Source organism: Algoriphagus sp., from assembly GCF_024305035.1.
GTDB lineage: Bacteria > Bacteroidota > Bacteroidia > Cytophagales > Cyclobacteriaceae > Algoriphagus.
In genome coordinates this window covers 135,278-153,031 of record NZ_JAMWZB010000003.1, presented here as the reverse complement: position 1 = coordinate 153,031, position 17,754 = coordinate 135,278, and the positions used below count along the sequence as shown (strand labels likewise).

Below are 17,754 nucleotides of genomic sequence, written 5' to 3'. Positions count from 1 at the left end.
AAAGCAGTTTGCGTGTATATACATCTATTATTGAAACTAAATCACAACAAATTATGAAATTGATCACTCAAACTGGTCTTTTCTTGGCTTCAGCACTTCTTCTAGTTGCATGTGGAGCGCCAACCGAAACAGTAGAAACTTCTGATGCACAGGAGGTAGCCGAAGCAACAGGAGTGACCTTAACCCTAGATCCAGCGGCAACTACGATTGCATGGACTGGCTATAAGCCTGCTGGGAAGCACTTCGGAAAAATTCCAGCCACAACCGGAACTTTAGCGGTAGAGGGAGACCAGATCACAGGTGGAACCTTCACTTTTGACATCACCGGTCTAAAAATCGAAGACCTAGAGGAAGGAAGTGAAGATTACGGTAAACTTTGGGGACATTTGCAGTCTGACGATTTCTTCGACGCGGCAAATCATCCTACCGCAACCTTCGAAATCACGGGGGCAGAGCCTTTTAGCGCCGATGATGTCATTGCTGACAAAGAAGAATTTGAAACTGAGTACACCCCAGCTGCAGACAGTGAGCTTTCTCCTCAAGCACCCACGCATTGGATCAGTGGAAATTTGACCATGAGAGGAACCACTAAAAACATCAAATTCCCTGCTACAGTAAGTATCGAAGATGGCACCGTGACAGCTATGGCAGGTTTTAATATCGACAGAACTGCTTGGGGACTTTCTTACGGAGACGAATCCGATGCGGTAGACAAAGCCAAAGATCAGTTCATTTATAATACCGTTTCTTTACAACTCAACGTCAAAGCAAACTAAGTATTTCCAAACTTAATTTAGAAAGAGGAATTCATTCGGATTCCTCTTTTTATTTTTGCACTCATGGAAATTTCCCGGTACACCTACCACCCCCTGACTTCTGGCTGGAAAACCAATCTTCTTCACTGGGTTAATCAAACCTATAGTCATTTTTTCTGGAGTGATGGAAATACCTATGATTATCCGATGGGAAGTTTCCGAACGCAGCTTTTAGCTGGAAACCGGGAGATACCCCAGCGCGAAATTTGGGGTAATTTCAGCAGAACTATTGCCGGGATAATTTCCTATGATTTCAAGAACCACATCGAAAAACTCAAATCCAACAATCCAGAATTTTTTCCCTTACCCGATTTAAGCTTTTTTGAAGCCGAACTTGAATTGGTCTTAGAACAGAATCAAATTCAATCCAATCAACCTATTCCAGATTGGATTTGGGAAAAGGAACCTGAGATTAAGCAGAAAAATGTCGTCTCTTTTTTACCCCAATTAGATCAGGAGACTTACCTAAAACGATTTGCAAAAATCCAAGAAGAAATCATTGAAGGCAATACCTACGAGTTGAATTTCTGTCAGGCATTTGTGGGAATATTTGAGTATTTTGACCCTATTCAGGCGTATTTGGATTTGAATTCGATTTCACCCATGCCTTTCTCTGCCCTGGTAAAAGCCAATTCAAAATTTGTAGTTTCTGCTTCACCTGAACGCTTTTTAAAAAAAATCGGCCCCCAACTTATCGCCCAACCCATCAAAGGAACAGCAAGAAGAAACTCGGATCCAACCCTCGACCAGCAAAATCGGGAAAAATTGAGAAGCTCTGAAAAAGAGCAAGCCGAAAACCTGATGATTACCGATTTGATGCGAAATGATTTATCCAAAGTTTCCCAAACCGGATCTGTTCAAGTTCCTGAGCTCTTTGGAATATATTCCTTTCCAAAAGTATTTCAAATGATCAGTACTGTTTCCTCGGAACTGAAACCCAAACTGGCATTCAAAGACATCATCGAAGCTACATTCCCTATGGGAAGTATGACCGGGGCTCCAAAAATTAAAACCATGGAGATTATTGACGAACAAGAATCTTTTAAAAGAGGTTGGTTTTCTGGTGCCTTGGGTTATGTAGAGCCCAATGGAAATTTTGACTTTTCGGTCATTATTCGCAGCATCATCTGCGATTTAGCGGTAAAAAAACTGTATTTTGGAGTGGGCAGTGCGATCACTATCGATGCAGATGCAGAATCCGAATACCAGGAATGCCTGCTAAAAGCCGAAGCTATTTTCAAAACACTCCGTGGAGAAATCAATTGAAGAGACCCCAGAAATCCGAAAAATCATCCATGTGGATATGGATGCATTTTACGCCTCGGTAGAACAGCTTGATTATCCAGAATGGAGAGGAAAACCAGTGGTGGTTGGCGGAAATGAGGCCAGAGGTGTAGTGGCAGCGGCCAGCTATGAAGCTCGTAAATTCGGCATTCACTCAGCCATGTCCTCTGTGCTCGCTGCACGGAAATGCCCCCAACTGATTTTTGCCAGACCCCGATTTGATCGATACAAGGAAATTTCCGCTCAAATCCGAGAAATTTTTTACCAATACACCGATTTGGTAGAGCCGCTTTCCCTGGATGAGGCTTTTCTGGACGTGACTGAAAATAAAATGGGCCTGAAATCCGCCATTTTGATTGCCCGTCAAATCCGAGAAAAAATCAAAGAAAAAACCGGACTAAATGCCTCGGCAGGGGTTAGCTATAATAAGTTTCTCGCCAAAACTGCCTCTGATCTCAATAAACCGAATGGCCAGGCCGTAATTCTACCTGAGGAAGCTGAGGCTTTTTTAGAAAAACTTCCGATCGGAAAATTCTTCGGGATCGGAAAAGTGACAGCTGAAAAAATGCAAAATCTCGGGATACATACCGGAAAAGATTTAAAAGAATTTTCCCTTCAGTTCCTAACCAAAAAGTTTGGAAAATCCGGCCTTCATTATTTTAATATTGTCCGGGGAATCCACCTTTCTGAAGTACAACCTCATCGGGTCAGAAAAAGCCTCAGTGCGGAAAATACCTTTGAAAAAGATTTAATCACCTTGGCAGAAATGGAAAAAAGCCTCCACCCTATTTTTGAAGAAGTAATCCGAAGAATCGAAAAAAGTGGGATCAAAGGCCGAACCGTAACCTTGAAATTGAAATACGCAGACTTTACCCTTCAAACTCGGAGTAAAACCCTGGAGCAATATCCCGATGCAGATCAGATTTGGCAAGTTGGGATCGAGTTACTCAGACAAGAAGAGATCCCCAAACCTGTCCGCCTATTGGGCTTGGGCCTTTCCAACCTAAATATAATCGAAGAACAGGCTCATTTTGGGGAGCAATTGAGGATTCCTTTTTCAGAATAAATAACAGACTTATCCCTGCCATTTTGTCCGATTTTTAGTAATTTTGCATCTCGATAATTTTAGCTTGAATGAACAACCTAATAAAAGATATAGATATACTCACCGGAGAAGAGGCTCAGGCAGTGGATTATAAAACCACCGTGGAAGAAAATACCGGCAAATCCAAAAAAATATACATTGAAAGCTATGGCTGTCAGATGAATTTTTCGGATTCGGAAATCGTCGCCTCGATCATGAAGAAAAACGGCTATGATACCACCTCGGATTTTCAGCAGGCAGACGTGGTATTTCTCAATACTTGCTCGATACGAGAAAAAGCAGAACAAACTGTTCGAAACCGACTGAATCACTTTAATGCAGTCAAAAAGCACAAGCCTGAAATGACCATCGGTGTCCTGGGTTGTATGGCTGAGCGATTGAAAGATAAGCTTCTTGAGGAAGAGAAAATTGTAGATGTCGTGGTCGGACCCGATGCTTACCGTGATCTTCCTAACCTGGTCAATGGCGCCGAAGATGGCAGAAAAGGAGTCAATACCTTTCTTTCACGAGAAGAAACCTATGCCGATATCGCTCCGGTAAGATTAAATTCCAACGGGGTTACAGCCTTTATTTCCATCATGCGAGGTTGCGACAATATGTGTTCTTTCTGCGTGGTGCCATTTACCCGTGGCCGGGAAAGAAGCCGGGACCCGCATTCCATCGTAGCCGAGGCTCAAGACCTTTTCAACAGAGGTTATCGAGAAGTCACACTTCTGGGTCAAAACGTAGATTCCTACAAATGGTCACCCGAAGAAAATAACAAAGCTCGGCTCAATAAAAAAGAAGGTGAAGTCACCACAGTAGTCAATTTTGCCAACTTGTTGGAACTAGTCGCCAAAATCAGCCCTTTGTTGCGCGTTCGATTTTCGACTTCACACCCCAAAGACATTACAGATGAAGTACTGTATACCATGAAAACGTACGATAACATCTGCAAATACATCCACCTTCCGGTCCAGTCAGGAAACAGCCGTGTACTCGAACTCATGAACCGCACCTACGATCGGGAATGGTATCTCAATCGAGTGAAGGCAATTCGTGAGATTTTGGGAGAGGAATGCGGAATTTCTTCGGATATGATTGCCGGGTTCTGTACCGAGACCGAAGAGGAACATCAGGATACGCTGACTATGATGGATTTAGTCAAATATGACTTTTCCTACATGTTCTTCTATTCTGAGCGTCCCGGAACTTTAGCTGCTAAAAAATACGAAGATGATATCCCCCTGGAAGTCAAAAAAAGACGTTTGGCCGAGATCATCGAAAAACAAAATCAACTTTCCCTGGAGCGAAACAAGCTGGATATTGGCAAAGAACAATTAATTCTCATCGAGGGTACATCCAAAAAATCCAAAGAAGAATTGAAAGGCAGAAATTCAGCCAATAAGGTGGTCATCGTTTCGGCAGAAGGGCTGAAGCTTGGGGACTACGTGACCGTGAAAATCACGGACTGTTCTCCTGCTACCCTATTCGGAGAGGTATTGGAAATCAACCCTGCTTTAGCATGATTAGCCCACAGGAAATACAAAGTGTCAAACAGCGATTTGGAATAATCGGAAACAGTCCTTTGTTAAATCATGCCATTCAAGTTGCCATGCAGGCTTCCCCCACCGATATGACGGTTCTAATCACTGGAGAAAGCGGAAGTGGAAAAGAGAGTTTTTCAAAAATTATCCATTCCCTATCCCTTCGAAAGCACGGAAAATTCATTGCCATTAACTGTGGGGCAATTCCTGAAGGCACCATTGATTCTGAGCTCTTTGGACACGAAAAAGGCTCATTCACCGGCGCTCATGAAGCCCGAAAAGGCTATTTTGAGGTAACTGACGGAGGATCCATTTTTTTGGATGAAATCGGAGAAATGCCTTTAGGAACCCAAGCCCGCTTACTTCGAGTTCTCGAAAATGGTGAATTCATCAAGGTAGGTTCTTCTAAAGTCCAAAAAACAAATGTTCGAGTCATTACGGCCACTAATGTCAACTTGATCAAGGCAGTAGAGAAAGGTAAATTTCGGGAAGATCTTTATTACCGGTTGAATACCGTTCCGATTTTTGTACCTCCCTTACGGGAAAGAGGAGAGGATATGGTCCTCCTTTTCCGAAAATTCACCTCTGATTTTTCAGAGAAATATCATGTTAAACCCATCAGTTTGACTCCAGAGGCCCAGTCGGTTTTGATGCGCTATCCTTTTCCAGGAAATATCAGACAGCTTAAAAATCTAGCCGAGCAAATTTCGCTTTTGGAAGAAGAACGAGAAGTGGATGGCCAAACACTTTCCCGATACCTTCCGGCAGACAATTCCCGGCTTCCAGTTGCCTTGACAGGGGGAAATAATACCTCTTCGGAAACCATGGATTTTTCTGAGCGGGACATTTTATACAAGGTTCTTTTTGATATGAAAAAGGACATGAATGAGCTCAAAAAACTGGTGTTGGAATCTTATAAAAGTGGGGGGCTAAATCAGAGCATAATTCAAAAGCACAGTGAGCTTTTCGAAGACATGGACAGTAATTTGGCCCCAACTGAATCACAAGACAGTAATCCAAGTTACATGCCTTTGGTGCTAGAGTCTCAAAAGCCCTCCAATCAAGGATCCGATGAGTATGAAGAGGAAGTAATCGAGGATATTATTCACGAAGAAGATGATAATTCGCTTTCTTTAGAGAAGAAAGAAAAAGAAATGATCCTAAAAGCACTACGAAAGCATAACAATAAACGTAAATATGCTGCCAGCGATTTGGGTATTTCAGAACGCACCCTTTATCGAAAAATCAAACAATATGAAATCGATCAATAAACTGTTATTTTTTCCACTTGGGTTGATTCTTTTAGCCTTTTCAGGTTGTTCAGTCAGCTATAGCTTTACGGGAACAAATATCAATTACGATTTGGTGAGTACTTTTTCAGTAGCCAATTTTTTTAATGATTCCGGGGCCGGCCCAGCTAATATTGAACAGCGATTTACCGAAGAACTTAAAGAATTTTATCAGCGAAATACACAGTTGGAATTGATTCGTACCAATGGTGATTTACAATTTTCCGGGGCGATAAAGCGTTATGCTTTAACTCCTCAAGCGGCCGTGTCCAGTGGGAATCCGAATCAACCGGACCGCGCAGGACAAATGCGTTTGACCATAGGCATTGAAGTTGAATACATTAATTTAAGTAATGAGGAAGAGAACCTGACTAAAACCTTTTCCTTTTTTAGTGATTATGACCCTCGTACTACCACACTTCTCGATGAAGAAAATCGACTGATTGACGAAATTTTCGATCAAATCCTTCAAGACATCTTCACGGCCACTGTTGCCAACTGGTAATTTCCTATCTTAATCCCAAACTACAGACTGTGAACGCTAGCCAATTTCAAGACATCCTCAATCGGGAATCAGACATCGGGAAAACCGAAATTCTTCAATTGAAGAAAATCCAGGAAAACTTTCCCTATTTCAATATCCCCCACATTCTCCATGCGCGATATGAATTCCAAAAAAATGGAGAACTTCCGATGAGCTTAGGAATGGCGGCCATTACTAGTCCAGATCGGATCTACTTAAAGACCCTTATCGAAACCCCGCTTAAAGTACAGAAATCGAAAAATGCTGAAGATCTTTTACCTGAAGAAAATAATTTCAAGCCAGATCCAGCCGCCAGAACTCAATCCTTACTCAAACTGAGTGAAAACCTCAGGGGGGAACAATTGAGCCAAACAACTGCCCCACAGGAGGAAAAGCCGAAAAAAAGAACCCGAAAAGCCGGAGCTGGAGAAGATCTGATCGAATCGATTAAGAAGAAGGAAAAGAAAGAAATTCTGGATGATAAGAAAAAGGAACAAATCGACTTAATTAAAGCATTCAGTAAAAAAGAAATCAAATTGGCCACTATTAAAGAAATTGAGGCCAATCAAAATAATGAGAACCTAGCTGAATCCAGCACTCAAATCAACGATAACCTAATCTCAGAATCTTTGGCACATTTGCTACTCAAGCAGGGAAAAACCTCCAAAGCGATAGAAATATATAAAAAATTGGGTTTGAAGTTTCCAGATAAAAGGGCTTACTTTGCGGACTTGATTGAAAATCTGAAAAATTCTAATAAATAACAGTATGTTTACTCTATTAATCAGCATCATTTTAGTTCTTGCCGTATTGCTTATATTGGTGATTTTAGGACAAAACTCCAAAGGAGGAGTGGGTGCTGCATTTGGCGGAAGTGCCTCTCAAATCATGGGTGTTACTCGTACCGGAAATGTGCTGGAAAAAGCTACCTGGGTTTTAGCGGTATCTATTTTGGTGCTTTCCTTGGTTTCTTCTGCGTTTTACACCAACAGTCAACCCAATCAATTTTCTTCACCAAATATCGAAAGTGCCAAACAACAAGTAGTGGCCCCTGCTTTTGGTGAAAATCAAGAAGAGGGAATGTTGCCGGCAGATCCAGAAAGTGAAACAGTCATTCCGGACACCACTGAAAACGAATAATTCATTGCTGAAGAAAAATAAATAAATAATATAGTAGTCCGCCCTAGACAGGCGGACTTTTTTATTTATTTTAGGAGGATAGGTAGATTACAAAGGAAACGATCTACGTTCTAGTTAAAAGTAATTGAAAACAACCAAGCAATCAACTAAAATTTTATGGACAAAAAGCCTTTAAGCCTAGAAGATTTAAACCTGGAATCCTGGCCAAACCTTATTCTTTGGGCCGCCCCAATTATGTTTTTGTTGGTATTCATTGAATGGGGTATCAGTTGGTACCAAAAAAAGGATACTTACGATGCCAAAGATTTCTTTGCTGCAGCCACCATTGGTTTTGTCAATGTGGGCATCAGTGCCCTCATTAAATTGATCATATTTGGAGCAGCCTTATTTTTCTACAATATTTCACCCTTTACGATTCCGGCCACTTGGTGGTCTTTTGTTCTTTGTTTCATAGCCATTGACTTTGCACGCTATTGGGCACACCGCATCGCTCATGAGCAGCGATTTTGGTGGGCAACCCATATTACACATCACAATTCAGCCAAGTACAACTTCTCAGTTTCCTTTCGACTAGGCTGGACACAGCACATCAAGATCATTTTCTTCTTCCCTGTAATGTTTATGGGATTTGATCCATTTGTGTTTTTTATCTGTCATCAGATTGCAGTTTTATACCAATTTTGGATCCATACAGAATACATTACCAAGCTTCATCCTGTGATCGAATACATTTTTACCACCCCATCACATCACCGGGTACATCATGCCAGCGACGCACATTATTTGGACAAAAATTATGGTTCCACCTTTATTATTTGGGATCGGATGTTTGGTACATTTATGCCGGAGGGAGAGCGACCAAATTATGGCATTACTAAACCGGTGACCTCCTACAATCCAGTATATCTGGTTTTTCATGAATGGCGGGATATCGTCAGGGACTTGACTAAAGCCAAGAGTCTGAAAGAAGTTTGGAGAATTCTATTTGACAAACCTGGAGCAGAAGTAATTGCAAATCGAATCAAATCCGAAAACCTATCCAAATCAACCGATTCTTCGGATTCAAAAAAGGAAGAAAAAATATTGGAGGCAATTTAGCCTCCTTTTTTTTTAAATTAATGTACTCGTTGTAGCAAAAGCCTTTTGCTCAGGGGAATCAAGGTCTCATTTAGTGGGATATCATGCCTACTATGAAGCCTCCAGGTGGCAGGATTGGGGAGTTCCTTTACCTCCTGGATCAATTCAAGTTTTAAAGATTGAAAGGTTCTAGTAATCGTCTTTTTAAACAATCCCAGAAACCACATGGATATGCTTTTAAATCGCTCTCCAGCCAGCTGCAAGAGTCCAGAACGGTATCGATAGGCCATGACATCAGCAGACTGTTCCCGAGTCAAAAAAACAAACCCCTCTTTGGTATAAAGTGGCTGTATGCCGACAGGCTCCAGTTCCAGTTGATTCTCTACAAAATTATAGATCTCACGTCCCTGCCGAATCTTTTTTTCTAATTTAGGTAGGGCAAAGTCTGTAATTTGAGTAATTTCTTCCAGCACTTCGTGGTCTGACTCCAGAGGATGATAGTGTACTTGACTATTTTTGAGATCAAAATGTGAAATAGCCTTAGGAAACAAATCTGCCAATTTACATTTTCCAGAATGAAAGGCATCCAAGTTCCGATGATGCTCGATCAAATCACTCAAGGAGGGGTAGAGCTTTACGGCCTGAAATTGCTTTTCAGTATCCTGCAAATAGGCGAGTAATTGATATTTTTTATACTCAAAATCAATTAACCCTTCTGTCATCCAGTTTTTCGATAATGTTTTCATAGGTGTTCGTGAAATTTCCGATAAAAATTTAAACAAAATATGACAGGATTTCCAGTTCCAAACGAAATTTTGGCAGACAAAACAGGAAGAATTACCGGTAAAAAATGCGCTAAACCGTGCAGATTTACGACTATTTGTCAGCCTTTTTGCTAAAAAAATCCTTGGCACAGATCTCGCAAATGGAGCATTAGCATTTTAATCTAACCTTTAAACGATTTCATATTATGTCAAAAGTGAACATCAAGCCTCTTGCAGACCGAGTGCTAGTACAGCCTGCTGCAGCCGAAGAGAAAACCGCCTCCGGACTTTACATTCCGGACACTGCCAAAGAAAAACCTCAAAAAGGTACTGTAGTTGCGATTGGCAATGGTAAAAAAGATGAGCCCTTGACTGTGAAAGTGGGAGACACAGTTTTGTACGGTAAATATTCCGGTACAGAGCTAAATGTAGACGGTTCGGACTACCTGATCATGCGTGAGTCTGATATCTTCGCGATCCTTTAATTAATCACCAAGAACATTTAAAACAAAAATTTAAGAATTATGGCTAAAGAACTATTTTTCGACACTGACGCTAGAGACAGACTGAAAAAGGGTGTCGACGCGCTAGCTGATGCAGTAAAAGTAACACTAGGACCAAAAGGTCGAAATGTTATTATCGATAAGAAATTCGGAGCTCCTACCATTACTAAAGATGGAGTATCTGTAGCAAAAGAAATTGAATTGGAGGAGCCCATTGAAAACATGGGTGCACAACTTGTGAAAGAAGTAGCATCGAAAACTGCAGACAATGCGGGTGACGGTACTACCACTGCCACAGTATTGGCGCAGTCTATTTTCAATGTAGGGATTAAAAACGTGGCAGCGGGTGCAAACCCCATGGACCTCAAAAGAGGTATTGATAAAGCTGTTGCTGCTGTAGTTTCTCAGTTGAGAACTAATTCGAAGGCTATTTCCACCTCTAAAGAGATCGCTCAAGTAGCTACTGTATCTGCCAACAACGATGAGGAAATCGGTAAAATGATTTCTGATGCGATGGATAAGGTAGGTAAAGACGGTGTGATTACTGTAGAAGAAGCAAAAGGTACAGAGACTGAAGTTAAAACTGTGGAAGGTATGCAGTTTGACAGAGGATACCTTTCTCCCTACTTTGTAACCAATACAGAAAAAATGGAAGCTGAGCTTGAGTCTCCTTACATTTTGATCTATGACAAGAAGATTTCTTCGATGAAGGAATTACTTCCTGTATTGGAGCCAGTAGCTCAGTCTGGAAAGCCTTTGGTCATCATTTCTGAAGATGTTGATGGAGAAGCTTTGGCTACATTAGTCGTAAATAAAATTCGAGGTGCACTGAAAGTAGCAGCTGTAAAAGCACCTGGCTTCGGTGACCGAAGAAAAGCTATGTTGGAAGACATCGCTATTTTGACTGGTGGTACCGTAATCTCTGAAGAAAGAGGTTTCAAATTGGAAAATGCCACTATTGACATGCTTGGTAGAGCAGAAAAGGTCAATATCGACAAAGACAACACGACCATCGTCAATGGCTCTGGTGATGCAAATGCGATCAAGGGACGGATTTCTGAAATCAAAGCTCAAATTGAAAAAACTACCTCTGACTACGACAGAGAGAAATTGCAGGAAAGACTTGCAAAACTTTCTGGTGGAGTAGCCATCCTTTACATCGGAGCCGCTACTGAGGTAGAGATGAAAGAAAAGAAAGACCGGGTAGATGATGCATTACACGCGACAAGAGCGGCTGTACAAGAAGGTGTAGTCGTAGGTGGTGGTGTAGCTCTGGTTAGAGCAGCTGAAGCCCTAAACGATCTTAAAGGTGACAATGAAGATCAAGACACTGGAATCAACATTATCAGACAGGCGATTGAGTCTCCATTGCGAACCATCATCCTTAATGCTGGTGGAGAACCTTCAGTGGTGATCAACAAAATCCGCGAAAATAAAGGAAACTTTGGATTCAATGCCCGCACAGATCAATACGAAGATCTTTTCGAGGCTGGTGTAATCGATCCTACCAAGGTAACTCGATTGGCTTTGGAAAATGCAGCTTCTATTGCGGCCCTTCTGTTGACTACCGAATGTGTGGTAGCCGACGTGAAAGAGGACGGACCTGCGATGCCTCCTATGGGTGGCGGAGGAGGAATGGGCGGCATGATGTAATCCCGTTTCATACTCATAAAAAGGAGGCTACTAGCCTCCTTTTTTTATACCAATCGCTCCAGCTTTGAAATCTGTTAAAAAAAAGCTTTACAATGGTTTTACTTGCAATCGGAATAATCGTATTTTGGCCTAAAGAGAAACAGTTTTTGACTTTTGAATAATCAATGATTTATTTCGATGCAATTTTTCTGGTAGATGACGATCCGATTAACAATCTGATTAATAAACGTCTACTCAAAAAAATGAACTTTTCGGAGAATATCTATGAGTTTTTGGAAGCTGAAAAGGCATTGGAAAATATCGCTGCTCTCCCTCCTACTGACTCCATCATGGTATTTCTAGACATCAATATGCCAGTAATGAACGGATGGGAATTTTTAAATGAATATTTGTCTCAGTTCGAAAATCGGAAAGATAAAATTGTGATCCTTTCCAGTTCAATTGATTTTCAGGATCGCCAGCGAGCCATGGGATATCACATTGTCAGTGGATTTTTAGAAAAGCCACTGACCTTAGAAAAAATCGAATTCCAAATGAAAAAGTACCTCGAATAGATTTTTAATCCAGGAGCAGCGGAGCCATTCTGTCCCAAATCTCTCGAATCAACGTAAAAGGAATCTCCGAAGAATTTGGGCTGGAGCCCATTCGAATGATGACCATATTTTTCGAAGGAATCACCATCAAAAATTGCCCGTTCAAGCCCATCGCCTGATACATATCCGAAGGGGCTGATGGAACTAATGAACCCTCAAATGCTCGTTGAAGACCAGGAAGCAGATAGGAATTTTGTCCATTGAGCCAAGTGAGGTATCCATAGCTGGGATTTAAGTTTTGACTGGGCTCAATCATGGAATTAAAAAAATCCGCTGATCCGATTTGAACGCCATTCCAATTCCCCTTAGCCAACAAAAACAAGCCAAATCTAGCCATGGAACGGGGGGTACTATAAAAAACAGTATTCCGTCCATTTTTTTGCCAAAATCCCTGCATACCTAGGGGATCGCCTATTTTTGATTTAAAATAATCGGCAAAACTCATTTCACTTGCAGATTCCAGGACTCGATCCAATATAATATAAGGTGCATTATGATAACTCCAACGAATCCCTGGCTTGGCTTTAAACCTAAGATCCTCAGAGACAGTACTAGTTGGATTGGCAACCTGATCATCCAAACCCGTAGTCATACTCAGGTGATGAATGATTTTAATTTTTCGCTCTTGGGAATGGGTCATGGCCGTCCAGCCTTTTCCCAAATACTTCTGACTGCTATGATTCAATTTGAGGATCTTTTCCTGTTCAGCTATTCCAATCATAGCCGCAGTTATGGTTTTGCCCGCAGAGGCCCAATACCAAAAGGATTCTTGATCCATCGCTCCCATTCCGGTCAGCTTATTGCCCCAATATTCCTCAATGACCAGTTTTCCATCCTTGATCACGATAAATGACCGGGTATTGGTCGTGGAGAGCCAATCCAAAAATTCTCCACTATTTTCCTGATCAAACCCCGCCTCAGTTAAACTCATCTTTTCCCATTCAGAAGAACTGTTTGGGGGGAAATACAAATCAGTTTTAGCCACTTCTTGAGCCAAAGACAGGGAATGAGACAAAAAAGCCCCAATGAAAATCAGGGCTATAAAATAAGATGGATACCGGCTAGACATGTTGAGCTAAAATTATTTCCGTAAAGTGGATTCTATAAAATCTTTCAGATCATCTCTGAATTTCTGAGCAGAGGGGAGATCCGTATACATCATATGCCCTGCCTCATAGTACGTCATAATGATCCTATCCAGTGCAGACCGGGGTAAATCTAAGTGGGAAATGCTATGTTCTACCCCATAAAAAACAGTCGCTAAATCGTAGTAGCCATTCATAATCAAAACTTTCACATGGGGATCTTTGCTCATCGCCTCAGCCATGTCCGGAAGAGTGGTAACCGCTGCATCCGCCCCCCAGAAGTTGTTGCCCTGATGCTTCCAGTCCCACTCGAAACCTTCTTTGGAGTACGCTGAGGTGGCATAATTCCAATCCTTACTAACTCCTAACTGTCCGTGAAAATAATCCAAAAATCCCATGGTGTAAGCAGGAGAAATCGCGTCACTTTGGGGATCGGTAAACGAATCCATGGCTAGCGGATCCAGGTTCATCCCTTTATACCTGGAATCCAGTCTGCCAACTGTATTTTTTTCATCCCGGAGCAATTCCTGAAAAAACTCCCCAGCTTTGAGTTTCAAGTCAGCACGCTCCCAAATTTCAGCTTCAACCCCGGTTAAGGACTCCAAGGCTTGGGCTAACGCTGATTTTTCTTCAACAGAGATTCTGTTGCCTTTAAAGAGTGCCGGAGCATAGCTGTTCTCGGTAAAATCCCTAACCTCATCTACAAACTCTTCCAGGCTCGCTGGCTTAGTGGAGATTTTGTCGTGATACCAGGCAGTAGCTGCCATAGTCGGCAAATAAACGATATACGAAAGGTCCTCATTGGGAGCAAAAAATAGCGTTCTAAGATCAAAAACGGAAGAAACCATCACTACCCCATTCAGTGCATAACCCGCATTAAGCAGATAATTCATTACTCCGGCATTTCGAAAAGTACCATAACTTTCTCCCAAAATATATTTCGGAGAATTGAGCCGATCGTGAGCTTTTAGAAACTGCATAATAAATAAACTCACCGTCCGAATATCCTGATCCACTCCCCAAAAATCCTTTCCTGTGGCTTTTCCGATCGGCACAGAAAGCCCTGTGCCCACCGGGTCCATCATTACCACATCTGCTACATCAAGGATAGAAAACTCATTATTGACCACTTCATACGGAGCGGCTTGGTTGTAGTTAGGGTCATCGACGACGATTCGACGCGGCCCCATAATTCCCATGTGAAGCCAATAGGAAGAGGATCCTGGCCCCCCATTGTAGGCGAAAATGATTGGACGTTCTTTGCCCCCGTTTTCTTTGAAATAAGCCGTGAAGCCAAAAAGCGCAATTGGCTCATTGTTTTCATCGTTTAGTTCCAGGGTACCGGCCTTGGTTTCTAAGTCGGTCACTTTCCCATCAATAGTGACGGAAATGGAGGATTCGAAAACTTCAGCTTTGGGAACCTGGGTTTTCCCAGATTCCTTTTCTTCCTGAGCGAAAGAGACGGCAGAAATTAAGAATAATAGAACGGTCAAATTAAACTTCATGATCTTGCTGTTTTACGGTATTGATAACTAACCCTTGATGAACCTGACCGGAGCTTATTGTTTGTATATTTTCCCTTCTTTCATCACAAAAACCACCTCCTTCATCACTTCAATGTTTTTGGACGGATCCCCATCCACGGCAATAATATCTGCTAATTTTCCCGGCTCGATCGTTCCTAATTTATCCTCGACCCCAAGTAATAAAGCTCCATTGAGCGTTGCCGATTGGATAGCTTCCAGATTAGGCATTCCTACCTCGGTCATGTACAAAAATTCACGATAATTCTCCCCATGGGGAAAAACACCTGCATCAGTTCCGAATGCAATTTTGACTCCTCTTCTATAGGCCTTGCCAAAAGTATCCTGAATCTGAGCACCAATTCGCATTGCTTTGTCTCGAACCACAGGTGGATAATATCCTGGAATTTTGGCATATTCGGCAGCGGACATCCCTGCGGTGACGGTGGGAACGTACCAAGTTCCTGCTTCTCGCATTTGATCCATAGTCTCCTCCTCCATCAAGGTCCCGTGCTCAATCGAGTGAATACCTGCTTTCACGGCTCTTCTCATTCCTTCATCTCCATGTGCATGCGCTGCGACATGAATCCCAAAATCTTTGGCTGTTTCAACAATGGCATCGATTTCATCTTGTTGGAATTGTGGAGCAGAACCATCACGTGCCACAGAAAGCACTCCGCCAGTTGCGGTGATTTTGATGACATCAGAACCGTATTTTACCGCTTGCCGAACGGCCTTTCGAGCATCGTATGGCCCGTTGATAACTCCCTCGTCCGGTCCAGGATCCCCCATCAAGTCACGCTTCACCCCATTAGTCGGATCAGCATGGCCACCCGTTGGGGCGATAGATTTTCCGGCGGTATAGATGCGTGGACCTTCAACCAAGCCATTGTTGATTGCATTTCGCAAAGCGATATTTACACCTGACCCACCCAAATCTCTGACGGTAGTAAAACCGGCCATTAATGTAATTTTAGCATAGGGCAAGGCTTTGTAGGCCACATCTGCTTCGTTGTCACGAAACCCATCCACATAGCGGGTCGGACTGGTCTGTCCTTCAATATGAACATGCATATCCATCAAGCCCGGCATGACGGTTTTACTTTTCAAGTCAATCAATTGGTCTTCGCCGCTACCCGTATGATAGCCCGATTTAACTTCCAAAATCTTATTTTCTTCGATAATGATTGTTTGCTCGGTCAGGACTTTCATTTCCCGAACATCAATCAGTTTTCCGGCTTGGATATAGATTTTTTGGGCAAAAACTGAAAGGGTCATAAAAAACCCTAAAGAAGCTAGCGCTATTTTCTTCATAGGTGGTGATATTTTTAGAAGGAGAAATATAGTTAAAAATTGGTTTAGGCAAATCAAATCTTCAAGTACTTTTGGAGTATCGAATAGGCTTATCCTAAGTTAAATAAAATAATCAACGGCGATTAAATTAAAATCATAGTCAAAATTGCTGATTTGAATCCCATTTTTTACTATCTTGAAATTTAAACAAAATCAATCCATGACTGGAGGAGCGGGATTTAGTAGATCAAGTATGCAGTCCTTTCAGGACAATCACTCTCTGGGGAAAGTTAGACCCCAATTGAAAATGGAGGAAAAATCACGAAGTGGTAAAAACGCCTCTAAAAAAGATCTTTCCCTTGCTTTCCATTTGCACCAAGAACAAAGGCAAAGAAGTTACCTAAAAAAGAATGTTCTTTCTTGGTTAATTTTTGTTCTACTGATGGCTTGTTTAATCTGGCTATTTGTCAATTAAGCACATCCTGAAGATCTTTTCGCTTTTTAAACATCGCCTTGGCAAAAGGGCAAAGAGGGATGACTTTGATGTCTTTTTCACGGACAAAAGTCACCAACTCCTCCAATAGATCCGCACCGATTCCCTGACCGGTCAGCGAAGGGTCTACTTCGGTATGTTCGATGATCATTTTTCGGGCACCGGCCATCACATAGACCATTTCGGCAAATCGTTTTGCCCCCTCTTCGATAAAAAAGGATCCTCTTTTTCCATCGGACTGATGTTGAATGACTGTCATTAGCTTTTTGTTCTTCCTTCTGTTAATTGATCGTAAACCTCATCATTGGGCTCCCAGAGTTCTATTGCATGCCCGTCAGGATCGAGGATATGGACAAATTTGCCGTATTCAAATTCTTGGATTTCATCCAAAATCCGAACACCATTCCGTTTTAATTCTTCCAGGAGTTTAGGTAAATTCTCTACCCGATAGTTGACCATAAAATCCTTGGTCGAGGGCTCGAAATAGCTCGTATCCTCCTTCATCGGAGACCATTGACTAAAGCCTTTTTGATCAGGATTTTCCGTGCTCCTCCATTCAAATGCCGTACCGTAGCGGTCCACATTTAATCCCAGATTTTGGGCATACCAGCTTTTGGTCGCATCAGGATCCTTTACCTTAAAAAATATTCCTCCGATTCCGGTGACTTTTCTACTCATTGATTAAGCTCGTTTACTTTTAAATTACGCATCTTTTCCTTTTACTACCAAAAACCAATCCCCATCCAAAGGCAAATAGCCATAATCGTAGCAAAAGTGATAAATACTTCCCTTTTTGGTTTCGTAGGTGTGTGTTTGGTATTTAAACTGAAAACCCGCTTCAAGGAGCCGCTCTTTGGTCGTTTTACCCATTTCTTCGCCTTCGGGAATCATTGCCTCTAAAATATTTCGATTCTTTTTTAAGGAATGATTGACACGACGAATGAGATTAGTTGAAGCGGCGTACTGCTGATAATTGTAAGTATTGCGGCACTGATCATCGCAGAATTTCTTATCAATCCTGCCCTGAATTGGTTCTCCACAATTGAGACAAAGTTTTCTTTCCATGGCTGTACAAAAAAGTTTGAATT

Annotated in this window: 19 protein-coding genes; 12 read left to right on the top strand and 7 right to left on the bottom strand. The window is 41.9% G+C overall.

Features of this window, described 5'->3' with window-relative positions:
• Positions 1-53: 53 nt before the first annotated feature.
• From Q0L00_RS02520 to Q0L00_RS02480, 9 genes are all read left to right on the top strand, one after another.
• Positions 54-776: a YceI family protein gene (locus tag Q0L00_RS02520; RefSeq protein ID WP_297335288.1), complete on the top strand. Its 723-nt coding sequence runs from the start codon at positions 54-56 to the stop codon at positions 774-776.
• A gap of 63 nt (positions 777-839) precedes the next feature.
• Positions 840-2,081, top strand: a complete 1,242-nt coding sequence (locus tag Q0L00_RS02515; protein WP_297335287.1) for an anthranilate synthase component I family protein — start codon at positions 840-842, stop codon at positions 2,079-2,081.
• Positions 2,065-3,165 carry a DNA polymerase IV gene (dinB, locus tag Q0L00_RS02510; protein WP_297335286.1) on the top strand — a complete coding sequence of 367 codons (1,101 nt, stop codon included), beginning with the start codon at positions 2,065-2,067 and terminating at the stop codon, positions 3,163-3,165. The genes Q0L00_RS02515 and dinB overlap by 17 nt, the downstream gene beginning before the upstream one ends.
• Positions 3,166-3,233: 68 nt before the next feature.
• On the top strand, positions 3,234-4,712 hold the full coding sequence (gene miaB / locus Q0L00_RS02505) for a tRNA (N6-isopentenyl adenosine(37)-C2)-methylthiotransferase MiaB (protein WP_297335285.1): 1,479 nt from the start codon (positions 3,234-3,236) through the stop codon (positions 4,710-4,712).
• Positions 4,709-6,001 carry a sigma-54 dependent transcriptional regulator gene (locus Q0L00_RS02500; protein WP_297335284.1) on the top strand — a complete coding sequence of 431 codons (1,293 nt, stop codon included), beginning with the start codon at positions 4,709-4,711 and terminating at the stop codon, positions 5,999-6,001. The genes miaB and Q0L00_RS02500 overlap by 4 nt, the downstream gene beginning before the upstream one ends.
• Positions 5,985-6,524, top strand: coding sequence for an LPS assembly lipoprotein LptE (lptE, locus tag Q0L00_RS02495; RefSeq protein WP_297335283.1), 540 nt, complete (start codon positions 5,985-5,987; stop codon positions 6,522-6,524). Before Q0L00_RS02500 ends, lptE begins: the two co-directional genes overlap by 17 nt.
• A gap of 29 nt (positions 6,525-6,553) precedes the next feature.
• Entirely contained in the window at positions 6,554-7,306 is a 753-nt protein-coding gene (locus Q0L00_RS02490; protein ID WP_297335282.1) for a hypothetical protein, read from the top strand.
• Positions 7,307-7,310: 4 nt separating this feature from the next.
• Positions 7,311-7,682, top strand: coding sequence for a preprotein translocase subunit SecG (secG, locus tag Q0L00_RS02485; RefSeq protein ID WP_297335281.1), 372 nt, complete (start codon positions 7,311-7,313; stop codon positions 7,680-7,682).
• Positions 7,683-7,838: 156 nt separating this feature from the next.
• Positions 7,839-8,780, top strand: coding sequence for a sterol desaturase family protein (locus Q0L00_RS02480; protein WP_297335280.1), 942 nt, complete (start codon positions 7,839-7,841; stop codon positions 8,778-8,780).
• 17 nt (positions 8,781-8,797) lie between these two features.
• On the opposite strand, the gene Q0L00_RS02475 is transcribed toward Q0L00_RS02480, so the two are convergent.
• The gene (locus Q0L00_RS02475; RefSeq protein WP_297335279.1) at positions 8,798-9,505 is read right to left on the bottom strand and encodes a hypothetical protein; all 708 of its coding nucleotides are present in this window, start codon (positions 9,503-9,505) and stop codon (positions 8,798-8,800) included.
• Positions 9,506-9,729: 224 nt separating this feature from the next.
• Here Q0L00_RS02475 and Q0L00_RS02470 point away from each other — a divergent pair, with 224 nt between their 5' ends.
• From Q0L00_RS02470 to Q0L00_RS02460, 3 genes are all read left to right on the top strand, one after another.
• Complete coding sequence (locus Q0L00_RS02470) at positions 9,730-10,008, top strand: co-chaperone GroES (RefSeq protein ID WP_092790829.1); 279 nt, start codon at positions 9,730-9,732, stop codon at positions 10,006-10,008.
• 39 nt (positions 10,009-10,047) lie between these two features.
• Complete coding sequence (groL, locus tag Q0L00_RS02465; protein WP_297335278.1) at positions 10,048-11,679, top strand: chaperonin GroEL; 1,632 nt, start codon at positions 10,048-10,050, stop codon at positions 11,677-11,679.
• Positions 11,680-11,843: 164 nt separating this feature from the next.
• Entirely contained in the window at positions 11,844-12,233 is a 390-nt protein-coding gene (locus Q0L00_RS02460) for a response regulator (protein ID WP_297335277.1), read from the top strand.
• A gap of 4 nt (positions 12,234-12,237) precedes the next feature.
• Here Q0L00_RS02460 and Q0L00_RS02455 read toward each other — a convergent pair whose 3' ends face one another.
• The 6 genes from Q0L00_RS02455 to Q0L00_RS02430 all read right to left on the bottom strand — a co-directional run bounded on the left by Q0L00_RS02455 (position 12,238) and on the right by Q0L00_RS02430 (position 17,731).
• Positions 12,238-13,341: a serine hydrolase domain-containing protein gene (locus Q0L00_RS02455; RefSeq protein WP_297335276.1), complete on the bottom strand. Its 1,104-nt coding sequence runs from the start codon at positions 13,339-13,341 to the stop codon at positions 12,238-12,240.
• Positions 13,342-13,353: 12 nt separating this feature from the next.
• A complete protein-coding gene (locus Q0L00_RS02450) occupies positions 13,354-14,862 on the bottom strand; it encodes a carboxypeptidase (protein WP_297335275.1) in 1,509 nt (502 codons plus the stop codon).
• A 54-nt stretch (positions 14,863-14,916) separates the two neighbouring features.
• Positions 14,917-16,194 (bottom strand): amidohydrolase family protein, encoded by a 1,278-nt coding sequence (locus tag Q0L00_RS02445; RefSeq protein WP_297335274.1) that lies wholly within the window; start codon positions 16,192-16,194, stop codon positions 14,917-14,919.
• A gap of 446 nt (positions 16,195-16,640) precedes the next feature.
• Positions 16,641-16,925, bottom strand: coding sequence for a GNAT family N-acetyltransferase (locus Q0L00_RS02440; protein WP_297335273.1), 285 nt, complete (start codon positions 16,923-16,925; stop codon positions 16,641-16,643).
• Positions 16,925-17,344, bottom strand: a complete 420-nt coding sequence (locus tag Q0L00_RS02435) for a VOC family protein (RefSeq protein ID WP_297335272.1) — start codon at positions 17,342-17,344, stop codon at positions 16,925-16,927. The genes Q0L00_RS02440 and Q0L00_RS02435 overlap by 1 nt, the downstream gene beginning before the upstream one ends.
• Before the next feature lie 24 nt (positions 17,345-17,368).
• On the bottom strand, positions 17,369-17,731 hold the full coding sequence (locus Q0L00_RS02430) for a DUF2116 family Zn-ribbon domain-containing protein (RefSeq protein ID WP_297335271.1): 363 nt from the start codon (positions 17,729-17,731) through the stop codon (positions 17,369-17,371).
• Between the last annotated feature and the right edge of the window lie 23 nt (positions 17,732-17,754).

Coding starts and splice junctions, on each gene's coding strand:
- Q0L00_RS02515 (WP_297335287.1), top strand. CDS start 840: ATGGAAATTTCCCGGTACACCTACCACCCCCTGACTTCTGGCTGGAAA.
- groL (WP_297335278.1), top strand. CDS start 10,048: ATGGCTAAAGAACTATTTTTCGACACTGACGCTAGAGACAGACTGAAA.
- Q0L00_RS02435 (WP_297335272.1), bottom strand. CDS start 17,344: ATGAGTAGAAAAGTCACCGGAATCGGAGGAATATTTTTTAAGGTAAAG.
- Q0L00_RS02430 (WP_297335271.1), bottom strand. CDS start 17,731: ATGGAAAGAAAACTTTGTCTCAATTGTGGAGAACCAATTCAGGGCAGG.
- lptE (WP_297335283.1), top strand. CDS start 5,985: ATGAAATCGATCAATAAACTGTTATTTTTTCCACTTGGGTTGATTCTT.
- Q0L00_RS02445 (WP_297335274.1), bottom strand. CDS start 16,194: ATGAAGAAAATAGCGCTAGCTTCTTTAGGGTTTTTTATGACCCTTTCA.
- Q0L00_RS02455 (WP_297335276.1), bottom strand. CDS start 13,341: ATGTCTAGCCGGTATCCATCTTATTTTATAGCCCTGATTTTCATTGGG.
- Q0L00_RS02475 (WP_297335279.1), bottom strand. CDS start 9,505: ATGAAAACATTATCGAAAAACTGGATGACAGAAGGGTTAATTGATTTT.
- Q0L00_RS02460 (WP_297335277.1), top strand. CDS start 11,844: ATGATTTATTTCGATGCAATTTTTCTGGTAGATGACGATCCGATTAAC.
- Q0L00_RS02520 (WP_297335288.1), top strand. CDS start 54: ATGAAATTGATCACTCAAACTGGTCTTTTCTTGGCTTCAGCACTTCTT.
- miaB (WP_297335285.1), top strand. CDS start 3,234: ATGAACAACCTAATAAAAGATATAGATATACTCACCGGAGAAGAGGCT.
- secG (WP_297335281.1), top strand. CDS start 7,311: ATGTTTACTCTATTAATCAGCATCATTTTAGTTCTTGCCGTATTGCTT.
- Q0L00_RS02450 (WP_297335275.1), bottom strand. CDS start 14,862: ATGAAGTTTAATTTGACCGTTCTATTATTCTTAATTTCTGCCGTCTCT.
- Q0L00_RS02480 (WP_297335280.1), top strand. CDS start 7,839: ATGGACAAAAAGCCTTTAAGCCTAGAAGATTTAAACCTGGAATCCTGG.
- Q0L00_RS02440 (WP_297335273.1), bottom strand. CDS start 16,925: ATGACAGTCATTCAACATCAGTCCGATGGAAAAAGAGGATCCTTTTTT.
- Q0L00_RS02470 (WP_092790829.1), top strand. CDS start 9,730: ATGTCAAAAGTGAACATCAAGCCTCTTGCAGACCGAGTGCTAGTACAG.
- Q0L00_RS02500 (WP_297335284.1), top strand. CDS start 4,709: ATGATTAGCCCACAGGAAATACAAAGTGTCAAACAGCGATTTGGAATA.